The sequence below is a fragment of the Pseudarthrobacter sp. CCNWLW207 genome (assembly GCF_037203945.1).
Taxonomy (GTDB): domain Bacteria; phylum Actinomycetota; class Actinomycetes; order Actinomycetales; family Micrococcaceae; genus Arthrobacter.
The window spans coordinates 246,357-265,269 of sequence record NZ_JBBCBS010000004.1; the positions used below are offsets into that span (position 1 = coordinate 246,357).

Annotated in this window: 19 protein-coding genes; 14 read left to right on the forward strand and 5 right to left on the reverse strand. The window is 62.4% G+C overall.

The window, feature by feature from the left end:
- The first annotated feature begins 56 nt into the window (after positions 1-56).
- From V9L17_RS08985 to V9L17_RS09000, 4 genes are read left to right on the forward strand one after another with little or no spacing between them, the layout of a single operon-like run.
- On the forward strand, positions 57-1,274 hold the full coding sequence (locus V9L17_RS08985) for a hypothetical protein (RefSeq protein ID WP_337348561.1): 1,218 nt from the start codon (positions 57-59) through the stop codon (positions 1,272-1,274).
- On the forward strand, positions 1,271-1,873 hold the full coding sequence (locus V9L17_RS08990) for an ATP-binding cassette domain-containing protein (RefSeq protein WP_337348560.1): 603 nt from the start codon (positions 1,271-1,273) through the stop codon (positions 1,871-1,873). Before V9L17_RS08985 ends, V9L17_RS08990 begins: the two co-directional genes overlap by 4 nt.
- Entirely contained in the window at positions 1,870-2,373 is a 504-nt protein-coding gene (locus V9L17_RS08995; protein ID WP_337348559.1) for a hypothetical protein, read from the forward strand. The genes V9L17_RS08990 and V9L17_RS08995 overlap by 4 nt, the downstream gene beginning before the upstream one ends.
- A 3-nt stretch (positions 2,374-2,376) precedes the next feature.
- Positions 2,377-2,940 carry a hypothetical protein gene (locus tag V9L17_RS09000; RefSeq protein ID WP_337348558.1) on the forward strand — a complete coding sequence of 188 codons (564 nt, stop codon included), beginning with the start codon at positions 2,377-2,379 and terminating at the stop codon, positions 2,938-2,940.
- A 134-nt stretch (positions 2,941-3,074) separates the two neighbouring features.
- Here the strand turns inward: V9L17_RS09000 and rpsT are convergent, their stop codons facing one another.
- Together rpsT and V9L17_RS09010 are read right to left on the reverse strand one after the other, a co-directional pair.
- On the reverse strand, positions 3,075-3,335 hold the full coding sequence (gene rpsT / locus V9L17_RS09005) for a 30S ribosomal protein S20 (RefSeq protein WP_066291556.1): 261 nt from the start codon (positions 3,333-3,335) through the stop codon (positions 3,075-3,077).
- Between the two features lie 161 nt (positions 3,336-3,496).
- Positions 3,497-4,090, reverse strand: coding sequence for a type II toxin-antitoxin system PemK/MazF family toxin (locus V9L17_RS09010; RefSeq protein WP_337348557.1), 594 nt, complete (start codon positions 4,088-4,090; stop codon positions 3,497-3,499).
- 184 nt (positions 4,091-4,274) lie between these two features.
- On the opposite strand from V9L17_RS09010, the gene lepA reads away from it, so the two are divergent.
- The gene (gene lepA, locus V9L17_RS09015) at positions 4,275-6,128 is read left to right on the forward strand and encodes a translation elongation factor 4 (protein ID WP_337348556.1); all 1,854 of its coding nucleotides are present in this window, start codon (positions 4,275-4,277) and stop codon (positions 6,126-6,128) included.
- Positions 6,129-6,164: 36 nt separating this feature from the next.
- Positions 6,165-7,394 (forward strand): radical SAM family heme chaperone HemW, encoded by a 1,230-nt coding sequence (gene hemW / locus V9L17_RS09020; protein WP_337348555.1) that lies wholly within the window; start codon positions 6,165-6,167, stop codon positions 7,392-7,394.
- 74 nt (positions 7,395-7,468) lie between these two features.
- Here the strand turns inward: hemW and V9L17_RS09025 are convergent, their stop codons facing one another.
- Both V9L17_RS09025 and V9L17_RS09030 read right to left on the reverse strand, forming a co-directional pair.
- Positions 7,469-7,888 (reverse strand): DUF4870 domain-containing protein, encoded by a 420-nt coding sequence (locus tag V9L17_RS09025; RefSeq protein WP_337348554.1) that lies wholly within the window; start codon positions 7,886-7,888, stop codon positions 7,469-7,471.
- A gap of 99 nt (positions 7,889-7,987) precedes the next feature.
- On the reverse strand, positions 7,988-8,833 hold the full coding sequence (locus tag V9L17_RS09030; protein ID WP_337348553.1) for a DUF3097 domain-containing protein: 846 nt from the start codon (positions 8,831-8,833) through the stop codon (positions 7,988-7,990).
- Positions 8,834-9,020: 187 nt separating this feature from the next.
- On the opposite strand from V9L17_RS09030, the gene hrcA reads away from it, so the two are divergent.
- From hrcA to V9L17_RS09045, 3 genes are all read left to right on the forward strand, one after another.
- Entirely contained in the window at positions 9,021-10,034 is a 1,014-nt protein-coding gene (gene hrcA / locus V9L17_RS09035; protein WP_337348552.1) for a heat-inducible transcriptional repressor HrcA, read from the forward strand.
- Positions 10,035-10,115: 81 nt separating this feature from the next.
- Positions 10,116-11,243, forward strand: a complete 1,128-nt coding sequence (dnaJ, locus tag V9L17_RS09040; protein WP_337348551.1) for a molecular chaperone DnaJ — start codon at positions 10,116-10,118, stop codon at positions 11,241-11,243.
- Between the two features lie 2 nt (positions 11,244-11,245).
- The gene (locus tag V9L17_RS09045) at positions 11,246-12,028 is read left to right on the forward strand and encodes a 16S rRNA (uracil(1498)-N(3))-methyltransferase (protein WP_337348550.1); all 783 of its coding nucleotides are present in this window, start codon (positions 11,246-11,248) and stop codon (positions 12,026-12,028) included.
- 8 nt (positions 12,029-12,036) lie between these two features.
- Here V9L17_RS09045 and V9L17_RS09050 read toward each other — a convergent pair whose 3' ends face one another.
- Entirely contained in the window at positions 12,037-12,957 is a 921-nt protein-coding gene (locus V9L17_RS09050) for a GerMN domain-containing protein (RefSeq protein WP_337348624.1), read from the reverse strand.
- Positions 12,958-13,347: 390 nt separating this feature from the next.
- Here V9L17_RS09050 and V9L17_RS09055 point away from each other — a divergent pair, with 390 nt between their 5' ends.
- The 5 genes from V9L17_RS09055 to V9L17_RS09075 all read left to right on the forward strand — a co-directional run bounded on the left by V9L17_RS09055 (position 13,348) and on the right by V9L17_RS09075 (position 18,857).
- Positions 13,348-14,433, forward strand: a complete 1,086-nt coding sequence (locus V9L17_RS09055; RefSeq protein WP_337348549.1) for a PhoH family protein — start codon at positions 13,348-13,350, stop codon at positions 14,431-14,433.
- On the forward strand, positions 14,430-14,903 hold the full coding sequence (gene ybeY / locus V9L17_RS09060; protein ID WP_337348548.1) for an rRNA maturation RNase YbeY: 474 nt from the start codon (positions 14,430-14,432) through the stop codon (positions 14,901-14,903). The genes V9L17_RS09055 and ybeY overlap by 4 nt, the downstream gene beginning before the upstream one ends.
- Positions 14,900-16,231: a hemolysin family protein gene (locus tag V9L17_RS09065; RefSeq protein ID WP_337348547.1), complete on the forward strand. Its 1,332-nt coding sequence runs from the start codon at positions 14,900-14,902 to the stop codon at positions 16,229-16,231. Before ybeY ends, V9L17_RS09065 begins: the two co-directional genes overlap by 4 nt.
- Complete coding sequence (gene era / locus V9L17_RS09070; RefSeq protein WP_337348546.1) at positions 16,215-17,174, forward strand: GTPase Era; 960 nt, start codon at positions 16,215-16,217, stop codon at positions 17,172-17,174. The genes V9L17_RS09065 and era overlap by 17 nt, the downstream gene beginning before the upstream one ends.
- Before the next feature lie 99 nt (positions 17,175-17,273).
- Positions 17,274-18,857, forward strand: a complete 1,584-nt coding sequence (locus V9L17_RS09075; protein WP_443197971.1) for an LCP family protein — start codon at positions 17,274-17,276, stop codon at positions 18,855-18,857.
- The last annotated feature ends 56 nt before the right edge of the window (positions 18,858-18,913 follow it).

The following is an 18,913-nucleotide window of genomic DNA, read 5'->3' on the forward strand; positions in this document are numbered from 1 at the left end:
GCATAGGTTTTCCCTCTCACGCTGCAGCGGTAAATAAGGTACTGATCTTCGGGTACTTGTTGACATTACTCATCATCGGCGTCGGTTTTTTGTGGACGCCTCAGTCGGCTGGATTAGTCACCTTGGGAATTCCGCTCAGCACTCCTGACGTGGTGAGCATTGCGGCCGTGTTGTTGGCAGTCACGCTTTTACAGGCGAGGCGTCGCTATAGGCAGGCCCACCGTTGCTGGAATTCCGTTTCGATACCCCTGGAGGCGGGGATGCGCGCGGGTTGGGTCCTGATGGATCTGGGTCTTGCCAGTATGCTCGTCCTTCAGAACCTGCAGTGGCACCACGCCAGTAATCTATTAGCCTTCGGGGCTCTGTTTGGTTCATCAATTCTTGTCGTGGCACCTCTGAAGAGAATCACCATCCGGGTGCTCGTTGTTTTGATTGGTGTCTTATCTGCGAGCAGCCTCATTATTATTCTTGCGAATGCGTCGTGGTTGGCGGGCGGTGAAAACCTAGGCTCCGGTTTTGGTTCCGCGTTGTTGTTGATTCTGGCTGGTACCGTTATTATCGCCACCTCTACACCTGCCCTTTACAGGGCCACCGCTGACCCCCGCGCCCTGCGTAGCCGAGGATTGCTGACTGATTTATCAATCAAATCAGGAAGCATTTTCCTGTTGTCAAGCTTGGCTCTGTCAATTATGGAAAAGACCCCATGGCCGAGGACGGCACCGTATATTGCTCTTGCTGTTTTCTTCTTGGGGTTGGTTCTTTACCGGTCATCCTTCGCAAGGATCGCTTCGCCTGAAACGCTGGGTTTTGCCTTATTCCTCGTACGGCTTAGACCATCCTGGGTACGGCCGATTATTTTCCACAGCCTAGTGGCCGCAACAGTCGTGACTACACCTTTGACCTTGGGGCTATGCGTATTCTTCTTTTTAGGAAAATATACTCAGGTGCCACTCTTGCTTTTTGCACTTGTCGCTTTAGAGATCAGCATCGATGCCTTGATTGTCCAGCGTCGGACTGCCGTTTTGCCAGCCTCGCACATTTCGAAATTGGTGCAGAAATCCAAGGCCGGCTTAGGCGCAGCGCTTTGCGCCGGGCTTGCGGTTGTGTTCTCAGGCATTCTGGGAACGATCACACCGCCAGCAGCACAAACTCCCTGGCTCGGCCTCACGTCCGGCGCGCTTGCTCTGGTGGCTGTTCTCTTGACAGTCCTTGCTCTCAAAGACGCCCCTGCATGGCTGCGTGAACTATCAGCCACCGAGACGGAGGACACATGAAATCTCTGTCGCGTGTAGATCATGCCTTTGGATCCCACCTCGTTTTCGACGCAGCCTCTGTGGATCTTCCGGACCGAGGCGTTGTTGCGCTTCGAGGGCCGAATGGATGCGGCAAAACGACCCTGCTCAAGCTCCTCGGTGGGGTGATCGCGACATCCTGCACGGAGATCACGCGGTGGAGAAAGGACTTCACGGCGGCCTATCTGGACACGGAGTTTCTTACGCTCGACTACCTCACGGTCGAAGAACACTTGGCTATGGTCAGACCGCTGACTCTTCCGTCAGAAGATGACTGGCGTCATCTTCTGACGGAAGAGATGATGCCAATCAAGGTTGGAGACCTATCCCTCGGACAACGCCAGCGACTTGTTCTGACGGTGGCCTTGGCACTCAAGAACGTCGATGTCCTACTGCTGGACGAGCCAAACAACGGATTGGACCAGCAAGCCTCTTTGGCTGCACGCAAGTCCATTCTCACCGTAGGGAAAAGCCGTCTGGTCCTCGTGGCTACCCACGAAGAAAACCACTGGACCGACTACGATCTCGTGGTCCGCCAAAATGATGCGGTCGAACTGAGCCCAACAGGAGCGCGAAGGTGAGCACTCCTCTCACTCGCTTCCCGTATCTGGGCATCGATTTCTTGAAGATTCTGATCGCTATCGTCTGTGGGATTGGTCTTGCTTCTCTCTTCACGTGGGACAGCACCAGCGACCTAACCTCCATTAGCGCGCCAGGAATTCTTCTGCACAACGCTTCCTTGGCCGTTCTCGCACTATTTCTGACCCACTACGGTGCGATCGTCATGATGATCCTCAACGGCTTTTGGCTCGGGATGGGCCTGGTTGCCGCTACCGCCGCTGTTGGCCTGCAACAGACCGTTGCGCTCACCGTGGTCCATGTGCCCCTCGAGACCGTGGCGTGGGCACTCACCATCCAAGGGGCACGTCTGTTCTGGCCGACACTTCTCGGAACGATCAGAAAAGAAGGCACCTGGCGCTGCATGGCTCAGACAATGGGCGAAGTACTCACTGCCCCCGCCATCTTCTACATCCTGGCGGCACTTGCCGAGTGGGCCGAACACGCACTACTTGAAAGGTAAGTAATGACCTCCGCGAACCCAGAGACGTCCAGTCATCCCACTCCGCAGAGCCTGAAGAAACTCAACCCCGTCTGGATCATCTGCCTCCTGCTTGCATACAGTGCAGCTGCCCAATTTGCGGTAGGAACCGGCATTGAACGGCTAGTTACAGAAAATGCCGAACACAACCAGTTTTCGAGCCGCGAAGTGCTCGTCACCTTCCTTCGCGTGGGCGTCATTGTCTGGAGTATCCTGGCGTCGTTTCTACAAGGCCTCGTACTGAGGCTTATGTACAAGGGCATCGTCAAAGGACATGGCCCCACCCTCAGGGCCAGCTGGTTTTGGGTTCTTCTGGGTCAAATCCCGTTTTTGGCCACTGTCCTCATCATGGGACTGTTTTTGCAGCCCGACGCGATCGGCCTCCTCGGTCAAGCCTGGGTGCGTATCCTGTTCGGCGCCATCGCAGCCGGCATCTACATTGCAGCTGCCAAGACAGTCCTTGGAGCCCAGAACTGGCGCCTGGCGATTCTCTTCGTCGTCGTCGCCATCATCAACTCCCTCCTGCTCGTCTCAGGTAGTTCCGCCTGAACCACACATCGAAGGGAAGCGCCGAGTCATAGCATCTGAAAATGCATATGAGACCAGACTGAGTAGCGCTTAAAGCGGTGTGGCCGGCACCCAGGGGTGCCGGCCACAACCATCAGTTCAGGGAACTGGAAACCTTACAGTGCGTTGACCTTCTTGGAGATCGCCGACTTGCGGTTCGCTGCGTTGTTCTTGTGCAGAACACCCTTGCTGACAGCCTTGTCCAGCTTGCGGCTGGCGGCAACCAGGGCAACAGCAGCTGCATCCTTGTCGGTGGACTCAACGGCGGTGTTGACGGCGCGGATGGCCGTCTTCAGCTCAGACTTGACTGCGTTGTTGCGCAGGCGTGCCTTCTCGTTGGTGAGGATGCGCTTCTTCTGGGACTTGATATTAGCCACGTGTGAACTCTCTTTTTAATGCGGAAATGGTCTAGAGGGCTTTCAGATTGGCCATTGACTGAGCGGCGTGGGGATACCTATGGCGGCCAACCATCAGTGGCCGTCGACCTGCACGGACACACAGCTATAAAGAATAGCAGATTGGCCCGAAGGCTGGCCATTTAGCGGACCTGGTCCCACGCGTGTCGCTTCTGGAGTGCAGCCGCGACAACATTGAAGCGCTGCCGGTCAAGAACTGCACCCTCGCGGCGGATCCGATCAGGGCTGACTTGCAGGATTCGGTCAAGCTTGGCTTCGCTTGGCCTGGACTGCCGGTCCCAGGCGCCGGTGCCGATATCCACGTAGTCCTGGCTGGCGTGGGCTTCCTGGTCGTGGTCGCGGCTCGTGAGCATAAGCCCCAGGAGGTGGCGGCCGTTGTGCCCGATCAGCAGCACAGGACGATCCTTGCCCCTGGTGTAGTCCTCTTCATAGGGCACCCAGGTCCACACCACTTCACCCGGATCGGGCGAGCCGTCAGGATGTGGGGCGTACTTGACGGCTACAGCGCCGTGGAAGTCGCCCGGGTAATCGGCTGCGGTCCCTGTGCCGGCGGAAGCGGATGCTGGTGCTGCAGGCTTTGCCCGTTTCGCCGGTGTCCGCGCCGGGCTGCCCACCTTGGTGCCGGGGGTGGCGGTCCTTTGGTCCCGCCGTATCGTGTCGAAAACGCGGATAGACGTCCGGAACGCATTGACCAGTGAGCGGAAGTTCAGTGCCATGGGACAACCCTATCGCTGCGTGGGAAACGCGGCCCTGGCTATGTCGCTGGAGAGTTGTCGGCCGGATGCGGTGCGACAGGCACTGACGTGGGACACTGGAGGTTGAAAATGTGCGGCCCGTCCGCAGGGCGCCGTCGGCGTGTCCTGGTGGTGGCCGTGTGAATGCCAACAGTAAGGACCCTGCGTGTCTCCCATGGCCCGCACCGCCCCGGTGCCCGCCGCGACAGATCCGGCCATTATTCGGAATTTCTGCATCATCGCGCACATTGACCACGGTAAGTCCACCCTGGCCGACCGGATGCTGCAGTACACCGGAGTGGTCCAGTCCCGCGACATGAAGGCCCAGTACTTGGACCGGATGGACATCGAGCGCGAACGCGGCATCACCATCAAGTCCCAGGCCGTCCGTATGCCCTGGGAACTCGATGGCACCAGCTACGCGCTGAACATGATTGACACACCCGGCCACGTGGACTTCACGTATGAGGTTTCCCGCTCGCTTGCGGCCTGCGAAGGTGCGGTGCTCCTTGTTGATGCGGCCCAGGGCATTGAAGCCCAGACCCTTGCCAACCTTTACTTGGCGATGGAAAACAACCTCACCATCATCCCGGTCCTGAACAAGATCGACCTCCCGGCTGCCCAGCCCGAAAAGTACGCCGCGGAACTGGCCAGCCTGATCGGCGGCGACCCCGACGACGTGCTTCGTGTCTCCGGCAAAACCGGTATGGGCGTCGAAGCGCTGCTGGACAAAATCGTCCGCGACCTGCCTGCACCCGTGGGCGACGCCAACGCCCCCGCCCGCGCCATGATCTTCGACTCGGTCTATGACACCTACCGCGGCGTGGTCACCTACGTCCGCGTGGTCGACGGCATGCTGCACCCCCGCGAACGCATCCAGATGATGTCCACCAGGGCCACGCACGAACTCCTCGAGATCGGCGTGAGCTCCCCGGAACCCACCCCTTCCAAAGGCCTTGGTGTTGGCGAAGTCGGCTACCTCATCACCGGCGTTAAGGACGTCCGGCTGTCCAAGGTTGGCGACACCGTCACCAACCTTGCCAAGCCTGCCTCTGATTCCCTTCCTGGCTATGCGGATGCCAAGCCCATGGTCTTCTCCGGCCTGTATCCGCTGGATGGCACGGACTACCCGGTGCTCCGCGATGCGCTGGAGAAGCTGATGCTCAACGACGCCGCACTGGTGTATGAGCCAGAAACGTCCGCCGCTCTTGGATTTGGCTTCCGCGTGGGCTTCCTTGGGCTGCTCCACCTGGAAATCACCAGGGAACGGCTCGAACGCGAATACAACCTCGACCTGATCTCCACAGCCCCCAACGTGGAATACGAGGTGACGCTGGAGGACAAGAAGGTTGTCCATGTGACCAACCCCAGCGAATACCCCTCCGGCAAGATCGCCGAAGTCCGTGAGCCGATGGTGTCCGCTACCATCCTGGCTCCGAACGAGTTCGTGGGCGCCATCATGGAGTTGTGCCAGAGCCGCCGCGGCGTGATGGGCGGCATGGACTACCTGTCCGAGGACCGTGTGGAAATCCGGTACCGCCTGCCACTGGCCGAGATCGTCTTCGACTTCTTCGACATCCTCAAGTCCAAGACCCGCGGCTATGGCTCACTGGACTGGAAAGCGGACGGCGAGCAGGTGGCCGACCTCGTGAAGGTGGACATCATGCTCCAAGGCGAGCAGGTGGATGCGTTCTCGGCCATCACGCACCGCGACAAGGCCTATGCCTACGGTGTAATGATGACTACCAAGCTGCGCGAACTGATTCCCCGCCAGCAGTTCGAGGTGCCCATCCAGGCTGCCATCGGTTCCAGGATCATCGCCAGGGAGAGCATCCGGGCCATCCGCAAGGACGTTCTTGCCAAGTGCTACGGCGGTGACATTTCCCGAAAGCGCAAACTGCTGGAAAAGCAGAAGGAAGGCAAGAAGCGCATGAAGATGGTGGGCCGCGTAGAGGTCCCGCAGGAAGCCTTCATTGCCGCGCTGACCACCGACGAGTCCAAGGACAAGGCCAAGAAGTAGTGATGACCGTGGCCGGAACCACCGGAGGCCGCACCCGTGCCTAGCGTTCTTCCCCTCGGCGACCCCGCGCCGTCGGACGGTCTGCTGCCCGCCCAGGCAGCGGAAGGTTCGGCGGACCGGGCGTTCGGGCTGTACGTGCACATTCCGTTCTGTGCGGTCCGCTGCGGATACTGCGACTTCAACACCTACACGGCCACGGAGCTGGGAGGCGGCGCGTCGCAGGATGCCTACGCCGCCACGGCCGTCTCAGAGGTGGACTTCGCAGCAGCAGTGCTGCGGAACTCCGGAATTCCGGACCGGCCGCTGAGCACCGTGTTCTTCGGCGGCGGGACGCCAACGCTGCTTCCGGCCGGGGACCTGGCCCGAATTCTCGGCGCTGCCATTGGCGAGTGGGGCCTGGAGCCCGGCGCTGAGGTCACTACCGAGGCCAACCCGGACTCCGTCACCCCGGAATCCCTTGCCGTCCTCAAGGATGCCGGATTTACCAGGGTTTCCTTCGGAATGCAGTCCGCCGTGCCCCATGTGCTGAAGGTCCTGGACCGTACCCATACCCCCAGCCGCGTGCCGCAAGTGGTGCAATGGGCGCGGGACGCCGGACTGGCTGTGAGCCTGGACCTGATCTACGGCACACCGGGAGAGTCACTGGACGACTGGCGGTACTCCCTTGAGACGGCCCTGTCGTACCAGCCTGATCACATCAGCGCCTACGCGCTGATCGTGGAGGACGGTACCAAGCTGGCAGCCCAGATCCGCCGCGGTGAAGTCCCCGGAATCGACGACGACGACCACGCGGACAAGTATGAACTCGCGGACCAGCTGATTCGCGAAGCGGGTCTGAGCTGGTATGAAGTCAGCAACTGGTCACGGACGCCGGAGCAGGCGTGCCGGCACAACCTGGCCTATTGGCGCGGCGACGACTGGTGGGGCATCGGTCCCGGAGCCCACTCGCACGTGGGCGGCGTGCGCTGGTGGAACGTCAAGCACCCCACCGCCTACGCCGGCCGGTTGGCTCAAGGGCTCTCGCCGGCAGCAGGGCGGGAAACGCTCGACGACGGCACCCGGGACATGGAGCGGATCATGCTTGAGGCACGGCTCGTCTCAGGTGTGGGCATCAGTTCGCTGGGGGAGTCAGGCCGGAAAGAAGTGGCTGGACTCATCGCCGACGGGCTGGTGGACCCTGCCTCCGCCTTTCAGGGAAGCCTCGTCCTGACGCTGAAGGGCCGTCTGCTGGCTGACGCCGTGGTCCGCAGGATCCTGCCGGACTGACGCGGGAGTCGTTTCCTGCAAGCCCGGCTCGGGACCTCCTGACGCCGCTTAGCGGAGCCAGCGGAAGCTGACCCTTATTTGATCCACCGCAGGTTGTACTGGTAGCGGTGCGGCTGGCCCCGGTTCACGTGGATGCCGGCGGCAACCGAGTAGCAAGTCAATGCGATCCAGATGAGGGTGGCAATCACGGCGAAAATGTTGCCGACCACAGGGATGAACACCAGAAGGTTGGCCACAACGGCCGCGATGGTGGGCGGCAGGCTGAAGTTCAGCGCCTCCTTGGATTCCTGGGCGGTAAACGGCCCACGTTCCCGGAAGATGAGGTAGATCAGCAGCGACGGCACGCACCCGAGGATGCCGCCGAAATGCGCCAGGGTTGCCCACTGCCGGTCTTCGCTGGCCGTTAGCGGCAGCGCATTTGCTGGAACGCCATGGTACTCGGAGCGGCCCTGGCCGCTCTGGTTGTCCCTGTGTTCGTGTGCGTTTTCTGCCACGGTGTCTTCCTTCGAAAAGCAATGGTGCGGGGGTAGAACATTCAAAGTTACAGTGTGCCGGGCTCAAGCGCACTGGCAACTGCAGTACCAAGAATACTGCTAGGGAACGGTGAGGAAGTCGATGACCTCTTCAACCCTGCCCAGCAGCGAGGCTTCAAGGTCTGCGTAGCTGCGGACCGCCCCCAGGAGTTTCTGCCAGCCCAGGCCGATATCTTCCTTCGTGGAATGCGGCCAACCGAACGCCGCGAGGATGCCGGTCTTCCAGTCCTGGCCACGTGGGACCACCGGCCACCTTTCAATTCCCAGCACGGAAGGCCGGATGGCTTGCCATACGTCAACGTACGGATGCCCCACAATCAGGACATTGCCGGCAGCGCCCGGGGATGCCATCACGGCATCCGCAATCCGCGATTCCTTGGAATCGGGAACCAGGTGGTCAACGAGCACTCCAAGCCGGCGGCCCGGCCCCGGTGCGAAGTCTGCCACGGCCGCAGCGAGGTCATCGATTCCATGCAAAGGCTCGACGACGATGCCCTCCACCCGGAGGTCGTCTCCCCAGACTTTTTCCACCAGTTCGGCGTCGTGCTTTCCTTCCACCCAGATCCTGCTGGCCTTGGCCACCTGGGCGCGCTGACCGGCTACCCGGACCGAGCCCGAGGCCGTCCGCCCGGCCGGGGCGGTGGCTTGCCGCGGCGCCGGGGGCATCAGTCGGATCGGCTGTCCCTCCAAGAGGAAACCGAATCCGAGCCGGAAGGACCTTGATTTGCCCCGCCGGTCCTCAAGGGCCACCACATGCATTCCGCCTGACTTCTCGACCCGCGTGACGGCGCCCACCCAGCCGGACTGGACCTCTTCCAGGACCATCCCGCGCTCTACCGGGACTTCAGGGAGCTGATTCCTCACGGGGACGGCGATCTCCCGGGGACCCCAGTTCTGGTACTGCATGGATGTGTTCCGCCTTGCCTAGATCCTGGCCCGGAATTTCGCCCGGAGCGGTACCAATGCTAACAACGGGGTGAGTCATATTAGACTGTTAGCACTTAGGCATGTCGAGTGCTAAGCCGCGCCAAGACGGCGGCCGGTGCACGCGCCGGGGAAACCGGCGGCCTGTGACCATGGATGGAGGTGGAGTGTGAGCGAGCCGCGCAAACTTGAAGTACTGCGTGCCATCGTTGAGGACTACGTGCACTCCCGCGAACCTGTGGGCTCGAAGGCGCTGGTCGAACGCCACCATTTGGGCGTCTCCAGCGCCACGATCCGCAACGACATGGCAGCCCTTGAGGACGACGGCCTCATCACCGCCCCGCACACCAGCGCCGGACGCATCCCCACAGACAAGGGCTACCGGCTGTTTGTCGACCAGATTTCGGCCATGAAGCCGCTGTCACCGGCAGAACGCCGTGCCATCCAGACCCTCCTGGAGGGCCCGGACGATCTCGACGACGTCCTGGAGCGCACTGTCCGGCTGCTGTCGCAGTTGACCAACCAGGTGGCAGTGGTCCAGTACCCGCACCTGAGCCGCGCCACGATCCGGCACATCGAGTTCGTGTTGCTGGCTCCCCGCCAGGTCCTTGTTGTCCTGATCGCCAACACCGGCAAGGTGGAGCAGAAAGTGGTCGACGTCGGGCAGGACCTTGGTGACGACGCCCTGGCAGGTATTCGGGGGCGGTTCCTCGGTTCGCTCGCAGGGACGCCGCTGAGCCAGTTGACCCAGTCGCTGCCGGCAGTTGTTTCCGGCCTGGGCCCAGGACAGCGGCAGGCTGCGCAGGCCCTGGCGCACGGTCTGGAGGTCCTTGCCCACAGCAGCCGCGAAGACCGCATGGTCATGGCCGGCACCGCCAACCTCGCACGGTCCAACGTCGACTTTCCCCTGAGTATCGGCCCGGTGCTGGAAGCGCTTGAGGAACAAGTGGTCATGCTGCGCCTGTTGAGCGAGATGGCACAGGATCCGCGCGGCGTGACGGTCAGCATCGGCCGCGAAAACCCGTACGACGGGCTCACCGAAGCGTCGGTGGTCGCCACGGCGTACGGCCCGGACAGCACAGCCAAGATCGGGGTGCTCGGTCCTACCCGCATGGACTACCCCACCACCATGGCAGCAGTCAGGGCCGTGGCCCGCTACCTTTCGAGGATTCTGGGCCCCTGACAGCAACTGGCCGGGCCCCAGGCAACAAGAGCAGTACAAGCAGTCCGACTGCAGCAGTACAAACAGGAAGAGATACGAACTTTGAGCAGCCACTACGACGTCCTTGGAGTCTCGCCGGAAGCCACCGGGGAAGAGATCAAGAAGGCCTACCGCAAGCTGGCCCGCACGCTCCACCCGGACGTCAACCCCGGTGAGGATGCCTCGGACCGCTTCAAGGCCGTGACCCACGCCTACGAGGTACTCTCCGACCCGCAGAAACGCAGGGTCTACGACACCACCGGCAACGAAAACGGTACCGACAACGGCTTCGGCGGCGGCGGTTACGCCGGACAGGGCTTCGCCTTCCAGGACATCTTCGATACCTTCTTCGGCGCTGGCGGATCGCAGGGTCCGGCATCACGGGTCCGGCGCGGCCAGGACGCCCTCATCAGTGTCCGGATTGAACTCCGCGACGCCGTGTTCGGGGTCAATAAGAAGCTTGAGGTGGACACCGCAGTCGTTTGCCCCACGTGCAACGGCTCCTGCTGCCGGGAGGGAAGCCACCCGGAACGCTGCGACATTTGCGGCGGCAGCGGCCAGGTCCAGAGAGCGGTCCGCTCCATCCTTGGCCAGGTCATGACGGCCGCCCCCTGCGGCAGCTGCGAAGGCTTCGGCACCGTGATCAAGGACCCCTGCAACGAATGCAGCGGGCAGGGGCGGATCCGTAGCCGGCGGTCAATGACCATCAAGGTCCCTGCAGGCGTAGCCACCGGAACCCGCATCCAGCTGTCGGGCCAGGGCGAGGCAGGCCCGGCCGGCGGCCCGGCCGGTGACCTGTACGTTGAGATCCGGGTCAACAACGACGCCACGTACGTACGTGACGGCGACGACCTCCATGCAACGCTCAACATCCCCATGACCGCTGCCGCGCTGGGAACCGAACTTTCCCTGGAAACCTTCGACGGGCTGCAGGAAATCGACGTCAAGTCGGGAACCCAGTCAGGGGAGATCATCACCCTGCGCGGCCTGGGCGTGACACACCTTCGCGGATATGGCCGCGGCGACCTCAAGGTACACCTTCAGGTGGAGACCCCGGCCAAACTGGATTCGGCGCAGGAAGACCTGTTGCGGCAACTGGCCAAACTGCGCGGCGAGCAGTTCACTGAGGGCAAACTCGCGGCCAGCGGCGGCGTCTTTGCCAAGCTGCGGGACCGGCTCGGTAACCTGTAGGGGTGAGCAATCCGGTTTTTTTTAGCGCTCCCGGGACGCTGGACCACATGGTCCCAGGGGGCCACTTTGTCCTGGAAGGGGCTGAGGCGCGGCATGCGGTAGCGGTCAAGCGGCTTGCCCCCGGCGAGTCCGTGGACATCGCAGACGGGGCCGGCAAGCGGTTGACCGGCACGGTCGTGGCGGCGTCGCCGTCGGAGCTGACAGTGGAGTGTTCGGCGCTGACGGTCGAAGAAAAGCCCGCCATCCGGCTTGTCCTGGTGCAGGCGCTGGCCAAGGGCGACCGAGACGAGCTAGCAGTTGAAACTGCCACCGAACTGGGGATTGACGCGGTCATCCCGTGGCAGTCCGAACGGTCCATCGTGAGGTGGAAGGGCGAACGGGCAGCCAAGGCACATGCCAAGTGGCAGTCGGTGGCGACGGCGGCGGCCAAGCAGGCCCGGCGGGCCTGGATTCCTGAGGTGCGCGCCGCCGTCGAAACCCCCGGACTGGCAGCGGCTGCCGGCGTGGCCGATCTCGCAATCGTCCTGCACGAGGACGCTGTCCGGCCGTTACGGTCCGTTTTGGAGAATTGGCAGGCGGCTGCGAACGGCAGCGAAACCCGCGAAATCCTGCTCATTGTGGGACCGGAAGGCGGGATCAGTCCGCGTGAAGTGACCAGGCTGTGCAGTGCCGGTGCCGTAACGGCGCTTCTGGGGCACCACGTCCTCAGGTCGTCCACCGCCGGCCCCGCTGCAGTCGTCCTGGCCAGCGATGTGTTGGGCCGCTGGTCCGCACCTGGGCTCTGACAGTCGAGCTAGCGCACGCTGAAGCTGCGCGTATCAACGTTCAGCTCCTGGTCGTTTCCTGAGGTGTCCGCCTGCGCGACGCGAAGCTCATAGTTGCCCGGCGTGAGGGTTAAGGCCAAGGTAAAAACTCCGGACTGGGCGGCCTCGGTCGCGGCCGTGGTTTCCCCGGTCAGGTACGGCGTCTTGTCGCCGTTGTCTTCCTCGCGCAGGATCCGCCAGCGGAGCTTGCCACCGGCCAGGGTGTTGCGGCCAGTAATCTTCACGCTGCCGTCGGCGACTTCTACGTTCTCCTGCGGATCGATAATCCAGACCGGCGCCACCATGCCCGGGCTCCGGGACATGAGCGTGCCGAGGCGCACGTGGTCAAAAGCAAGATAGTCCGTGTGGCCGTCGACCAGGATCATCACCTGGATCTGCTGGCCGGAGTCAATGAGCCCGGAACTCGCCCCGGCTGCCGTGGCCGTATAGACGAGCTGCTGGATGGCGCGGCCGGCCATGTCGGCGTCGAGGTTGCTGTTGAAGGCATCTTCCGAGACGTCCACTGTGATGACGTTTTTGCCCGAGATGGACGTGGCCAGTTTCTTGGGGTTCTGCCATGGGGTAAAGAAGTCCGGGTCCAGCGGTTTATCAGACATCATGGCCCGCAGTGCCCTTGTAACCGGGTTTTCCTGTTCGGGCACGTCCCTGAACTCGCGGTACAGGAAAACGTTGCTGTTGCTGCGGCCGATCCAATAGACGGGTGCCTTGTTCGACGACTGTGTGGTCTCGAGCGGTGCGCTGGTGGCCGGCACCCCTGGCGAGGTGTTTTCGGTGCCCTGGCTTGAATTCTGCACCACAGTGGGCTCCGGCCCTGGCTCCGCGATGCAGCCCGTGAGGATCAGGACGGCAGGCAGGAGGCTCAGCAGGGCGGTGGAGCGGATGCGCCCCAGGGCAGTACCCAAGGCAAGGGGCGTTTCTGGTCCCGGCACGGTGATGGCACTATCCTTCCTGGCAGCGATGATGCAGCCGGTCCCCGGACGGCCTTGAATTTCCAGCATTGCATAAGGAAAGTCGCCTCGGTGGCGCAAGACGGCTGCCCGGTACAACTGCAACGGGAACGATATGAGGCCGATATGAAGTTGATACCTAATGACGGCAACTTCCCGCCCACATGGGCCGTTCCGGCACTGGCGGAAGGCTGCCCCCAGCCGCTGACAGCGGCGCGCTGGCGTAAGATGGTATGAATCCGGAGACCTCCGACGGGCGGGACCACACGCCACGGCGGTCTGCGGGATTACGTACTTGAACTGGAGGGGACCATAGGCCTGCGGGCCAGCACCATGACTGAATCAGCTAACGGAAAGCGCCGGCTGAACACTGAGCGCACCGCAGGAGAATTTCCCCACACCCTTCCCGGCATCCGGACGGAGGTGGTTGTCTTTGATAACTCCGATCAGATGGTCCAGTCGCTCGGTAGCCACGATGAGGCGTTGCGTTTCATCGAAGATCAGTTTCCCGCCGTCAATTTCCATGTGCGGGGCAACGAACTGTCCATCAGCGGCCCGGCGGCCGATGTCCCCAGGATCATGCGGCTGCTACAGGAGGTCCGGGGCCTGGTAGCCCGTGGCACGGTGATCAGCCCCGCAGTGCTGCAGCAACTGGTGGCGCTGCTGCGGAGCCAGTCCCTGCAAAACCCGGTCGATGTCCTGACCCATGACATTCTTTCCAGCCGGGGCAGGACCATCCGGCCCAAAACGCTGAACCAGAAAAACTACGTAGACGCGATCGACGCCAACACGGTGATTTTCGGCATCGGTCCTGCCGGAACCGGCAAGACTTACCTCGCCATGGCGAAGGCCGTCCAGGCGCTTCAGCAGAAGGAAGTCAGCCGCATTATCCTCACCCGGCCGGCCGTCGAAGCGGGGGAGCGGCTTGGTTTCCTGCCCGGCACGCTCAGCGACAAAATCGACCCCTACCTCCGTCCCCTCTACGACGCGCTGCACGACATGATGGACCCGGAGTCCATCCCGCGGCTGATGGCCGCCGGCACCATCGAAGTGGCGCCCTTGGCCTATATGCGCGGACGTACGCTCAACGATGCCTTCATCATCCTTGACGAAGCGCAGAACACCACACCCGAACAGATGAAGATGTTCCTGACCAGGCTCGGCTTTGGTTCCAAAATGGTGGTGACCGGGGACGTCACCCAGGTGGACCTGCCGTTTGGGACGCGTTCCGGATTGCGGATCGTGGAGGAGATCCTGCGCGGTATCGAGGACATCAATTTCTCCGTCCTGGACGCGACGGACGTCGTACGCCATCGCCTTGTCGGTGACATTGTGCAGGCGTACAGCGTCTGGGACGATGTCCAACGGAACCGGGTGAAGCACTCGGTGAGCCGTGAAAAGCAGGGGGAGCGGGCATGAGCATTGAAGTGAACAACGAATCCGGTATCCAAGTGGACGAGGCGGAGCTGGTTGCACTGTCCAGGTACATCTTTGGCCAGCTTTATATCCACCCCCAGGCTGAACTGTCCATTCTCCTCGTGGATGAACCAGCGATGGAAAAACTTCATCTTGAATTGATGGACGAGCCCGGTTCCACAGACGTGCTCTCCGTCCCCATGGATGAACTGACCCCTGGAACTCCGGACCGGCCCACTCCGCAGGGAATGCTGGGTGACATTGCAGTCTGCCCGCAGGTTGCCAAAGTCCAGGCCAAAAATGCGGGCCACTCCCTCCAGGATGAGATGCTCCTGCTGACCACCCACGGTATCCTCCACCTCTTGGGGTACGACCACGCAGAGCCCGAAGAAAAAGCTGAAATGTTTGGGCTCCAGCGCGAACTGCTGTCCGGCTTCACCGGCAAAGAAGCTCCCGCCGAGACCACGCAGTGACGCCCCTGCTCCTTGTTGGCATGGCCCTGGCTTTCCTCAGCATTGCCGCCATCCTGACCGCGGCTGAGGCTGCGTTCAATTTCCTTCCACGGCACGACGCCGAAGAGGCTCTCCTCAGGAGCCGCGGAAACGCCATGAAAAGCATCATGGCCCACCCGGTGGCGCACATCCGCGCGCTGAGGTTTTGGCGGATCTGGTTCGAGATGGCCTCGGCAGTGGCCGTGGCCGTCCTGCTGCACAGCCTGCTGGACAACGTCTGGCTCGCCGGGCTGGCAGCCACGGGCATCATGGCCCTGCTCGGTTTCGTGATCGTTGGCGTCTCTCCCCGGCAACTCGGACGGCTCCATTCGGCAGCTGTCGTGAGGTTCACGGCCCCGCTGATCCGGTTCCTCACCTGGGTCCTTGGTCCCATTCCGGCATGGCTGGTGGCACTGGGCAGTGCTGCGGCGCCCGGTGCGCCCGGCGGGGACGAAGCATTCTTCAGCGAACAGGAATTCCGCGAGCTTGTGGACCGGGCCAGTGAATCGGACATGATTGAGGACACCGAGGCGGAGATGATCCAGTCCGTCTTCGACTTTGGCGACACGCTGGTGCGCGCCGTCATGGTTCCCCGGACTGACATCCTCAGCATCGACGCCGGGTCCAGCCTCAGGCGGGCAATGTCCTTGTTCCTGCGCTCCGGCTATTCCAGGATTCCGGTGATCCAGGACAATACGGACCAGATCCTGGGAATCGTCTACCTGAAGGACGTGGCAGCCACTCTGCACGAATTGGCGCCGGACGAGGAACCACCGCCTGTCGAGTCCTTGGCCCGTGAGGTGCGGTACGTTCCGGAGTCCAAGCCGGTCAGCGACCTGCTTCGTGAGCTACAGAAAGAATCCACGCACGTGGCGATCGTCATCGATGAATACGGCGGCACGGCGGGCCTGGTCACGCTGGAAGATCTCATCGAGGAGATCGTCGGGGAAATCGTGGACGAATACGATACCGAAAGTGCCGAAGCCGTGGCACTGGATGATGGCTCCTACCGGGTCAGCTCCCGCATGAGCATCGATGACCTCGGCGAGCTTTTTGATATTGAACTCGACGACGACGAAGTGGACACCGTTGGCGGGCTGCTGGCGAAGGCCCTCGGCCGGGTGCCGATCGTGGGAAGCACCGTCGAGGTGGGCGGCATCTCGCTGCGCGCCGAACGGCTTGAAGGCCGCCGCAACCGCGTCAGCCACATCGTTGCGGCAGCCGTACCAAAAGTAGACACTGACCTTGAAGACCTCCTCGACGAGGCGGAAACAACCCAGCAGGGAGTTCCACGTGAGCAAGAAAAGTAAAGCCCCTTCCAATGAAGATTTCGGTGGCTTCCGCGCCGGCTTTTCGGTCCTGGTGGGGCGCCCGAACGCCGGCAAATCGACGCTGACCAACGCGTTGGTGGGCAAGAAGGTGGCCATCACCTCGGCCAAGCCCCAGACCACCCGGCACACGATCCGCGGGATCGTCCACCGTGACGACGCCCAGCTGATCCTGGTGGATACCCCCGGGCTGCACCGTCCCCGCACGCTGCTGGGTAAACGCCTTAACGATCTTGTGGCAGACACCCTGGCCGAGGTGGACGCCATCGGGTTCTGCCTCCCGGCCAACGAAAAGATCGGTCCCGGCGACAAGTACATCGCTGCCCAGCTGGCCGCAGTGGGCAACAAGCCGGTCATCGCCATCGTCACCAAAGCGGACCTGGTTGATCGCCAGGCGCTGACGGAACAGCTCCTCGCCGTCGCCGCCCTCGGCCGTGAGGTCTTCGGGGACGAAGGCTGGAAGGACATCGTTCCGGTCTCAGCCGCTGACGGTTTCCAGGTCGAAACTGTGGCCGATGTGCTCATCAGCCACATGCCGCCGTCGCCTCCGCTGTATCCCGGCGGCGAACTTACCGATGAGCCCGAAGCCGTAATGGTGGCTGAGCTGATTCGCGAGGCCGCCCTGGAGGGAGTCCGCGATGAGCTGCCCCACTCCCTGGCGGTGGTCGTGGACGAGATCGTACCCCGCGAAGGACGGGCAGAGGACAACCAACTGCTCGACGTGCGGGTCAACCTCTATGTGGAACGGCCCTCCCAGAAGGCAATCATTATCGGCAAGGGAGGCAGCAGGCTGCGTGAAGTGGGCACGAATGCCCGAAAGGGAATCGAGGCCCTTCTGGGCACCCGGATCTACCTTGACCTCCATGTGAAGGTAGCCAAGGACTGGCAGCGCGACCCCAAACAGCTGGTCAAGCTAGGCTTCTGAGAACGTCTTAGCCTGTGCCCCGACGGCGGCACCCGGCTTTTTCCCAGCCTGGACTACTAAAATGGGCCGGATTCAGATTTTTAGAGGAAGGTACATCCTGTGGTGCGAGGCCGCGACAAGCGCGAGTACGGAGCTGATCTGTCAGCCGGATCAGGACCTGTTTCCCGTCACGCGGAAGATGCCGCGGTGGGCGCCGCCCGCCACCTTGGGCCAGAGCGCGGGATGCCGGTATGGCTGAAAGTAGCCACCGCGCTCGTCACCGTTGTGGTGGTAGGCGGCCTGGCTTTCGCCGGCTATTGGTACTTCCGCCTGCAGTCAAACATCTCCAAAGCACCGCTCACCGCAGGGGACGGCACCGCCCAGCCTGTCAGCGACTCCAACGACCGGATGCAAATCCTGATCCTCGGCTCTGACACCAGGGACGGCAAGAACTCCGAATACGGCACGGCCGAGGACTCCAGCGGGTATGGACAATCTGACGTGATGATGCTGATGGACATTTCCGCCGACAACAAGCGCGTCAATGTCATCAGTTTCCCCCGTGACCTGCTGGTGGACATTCCCCAGTGCAAGGACCAGAAGACGAACCAGGTCTACCCGGCCCGCAGCGGAGTCATGATCAATGAGGCCATGGCCCAAGCCGGCATAGGCTGTGCCGTTGACACCGTCAACAAGCTCACCGGGCTCGAAGTCGACCACTTCATGATGGCGGACTTCAACGCCGTCAAGGAACTCTCCAACACCGTGGGCGGTGTTGAAGTCTGTATTAGTGACGCCGTCTACGATCCGGATTCACGCCTCCGGCTCCCAAAGGGCACATCCTCTGTGGAAGGCGAAATGGCCCTCGCCTTCCTGCGCACCCGGCATGCCTTCGCCGACGGCGGGGACCTCGGGCGGATCAAGGCACAGCAGGGCTTCCTCTCCTCCCTGACCCGCAAGATCAAAGACGAAGGCACCCTGTCCGACCCCTCCAAGATGCTCCGCATCGCTGACGTGGTCACGCAGAACCTGACCGTGGACGAGGGACTGGCATCTGTGCCGTCACTGCTCACCATCGGGAACCGGCTCAAGGACATTGACATCAGCAAGGTCGCCTTCGTTGCCGTACCCACCACCACTGCGCGGCTGGACGTGAACCGGCTGGAGATCGCTGAGCCGGCAGGCGCCCAGTTGTTCTCGGCACTCCGCAAGGACGTGGACCTCACTGATCCCACGGCGCCCACCACGCCGTCGCCATCACCTACTGACCCGGCAACCGCTCCACCCACTGCGGCGCCCACGGAAACGACGACGCCGCTGCCGCCCTACGACAAAACACTTCAGCCCGTGACGGTGGCAAACGGCACCAGCGTTCCCGGGCGCGCGCAGGAGATTGTCCAGGCGCTGGTCTCAGGTGGCTTCGCCCAGACCGGACAACTCGAAGCCCAGGCAGTGGCACAGTCTGTGGTGTACTACGGACCTGGCTTCGAGGACGTGGCCACGGACGTGGCTGCGCTGCTTGGGATTCCTGCTGGACAGATCCTGCCCGCCCCCGCCCTGGTGGGTGTGGAGGTTTACCTTGGAACCGACTTCACCAGCGGCGCCAAGTACGGGGCCGTGGCCCTACCCGAGGACATCGTGAACCAGACCGCCGGCGACGCCGTCTGCCAGCAGGCCAATCCGGAACTCATCGTCTCCGGCTGACGGGCACTTCAGAAGCAAGCAAAGGCGGGCCGCACTGATGTGCCGGCCCGCCTTTG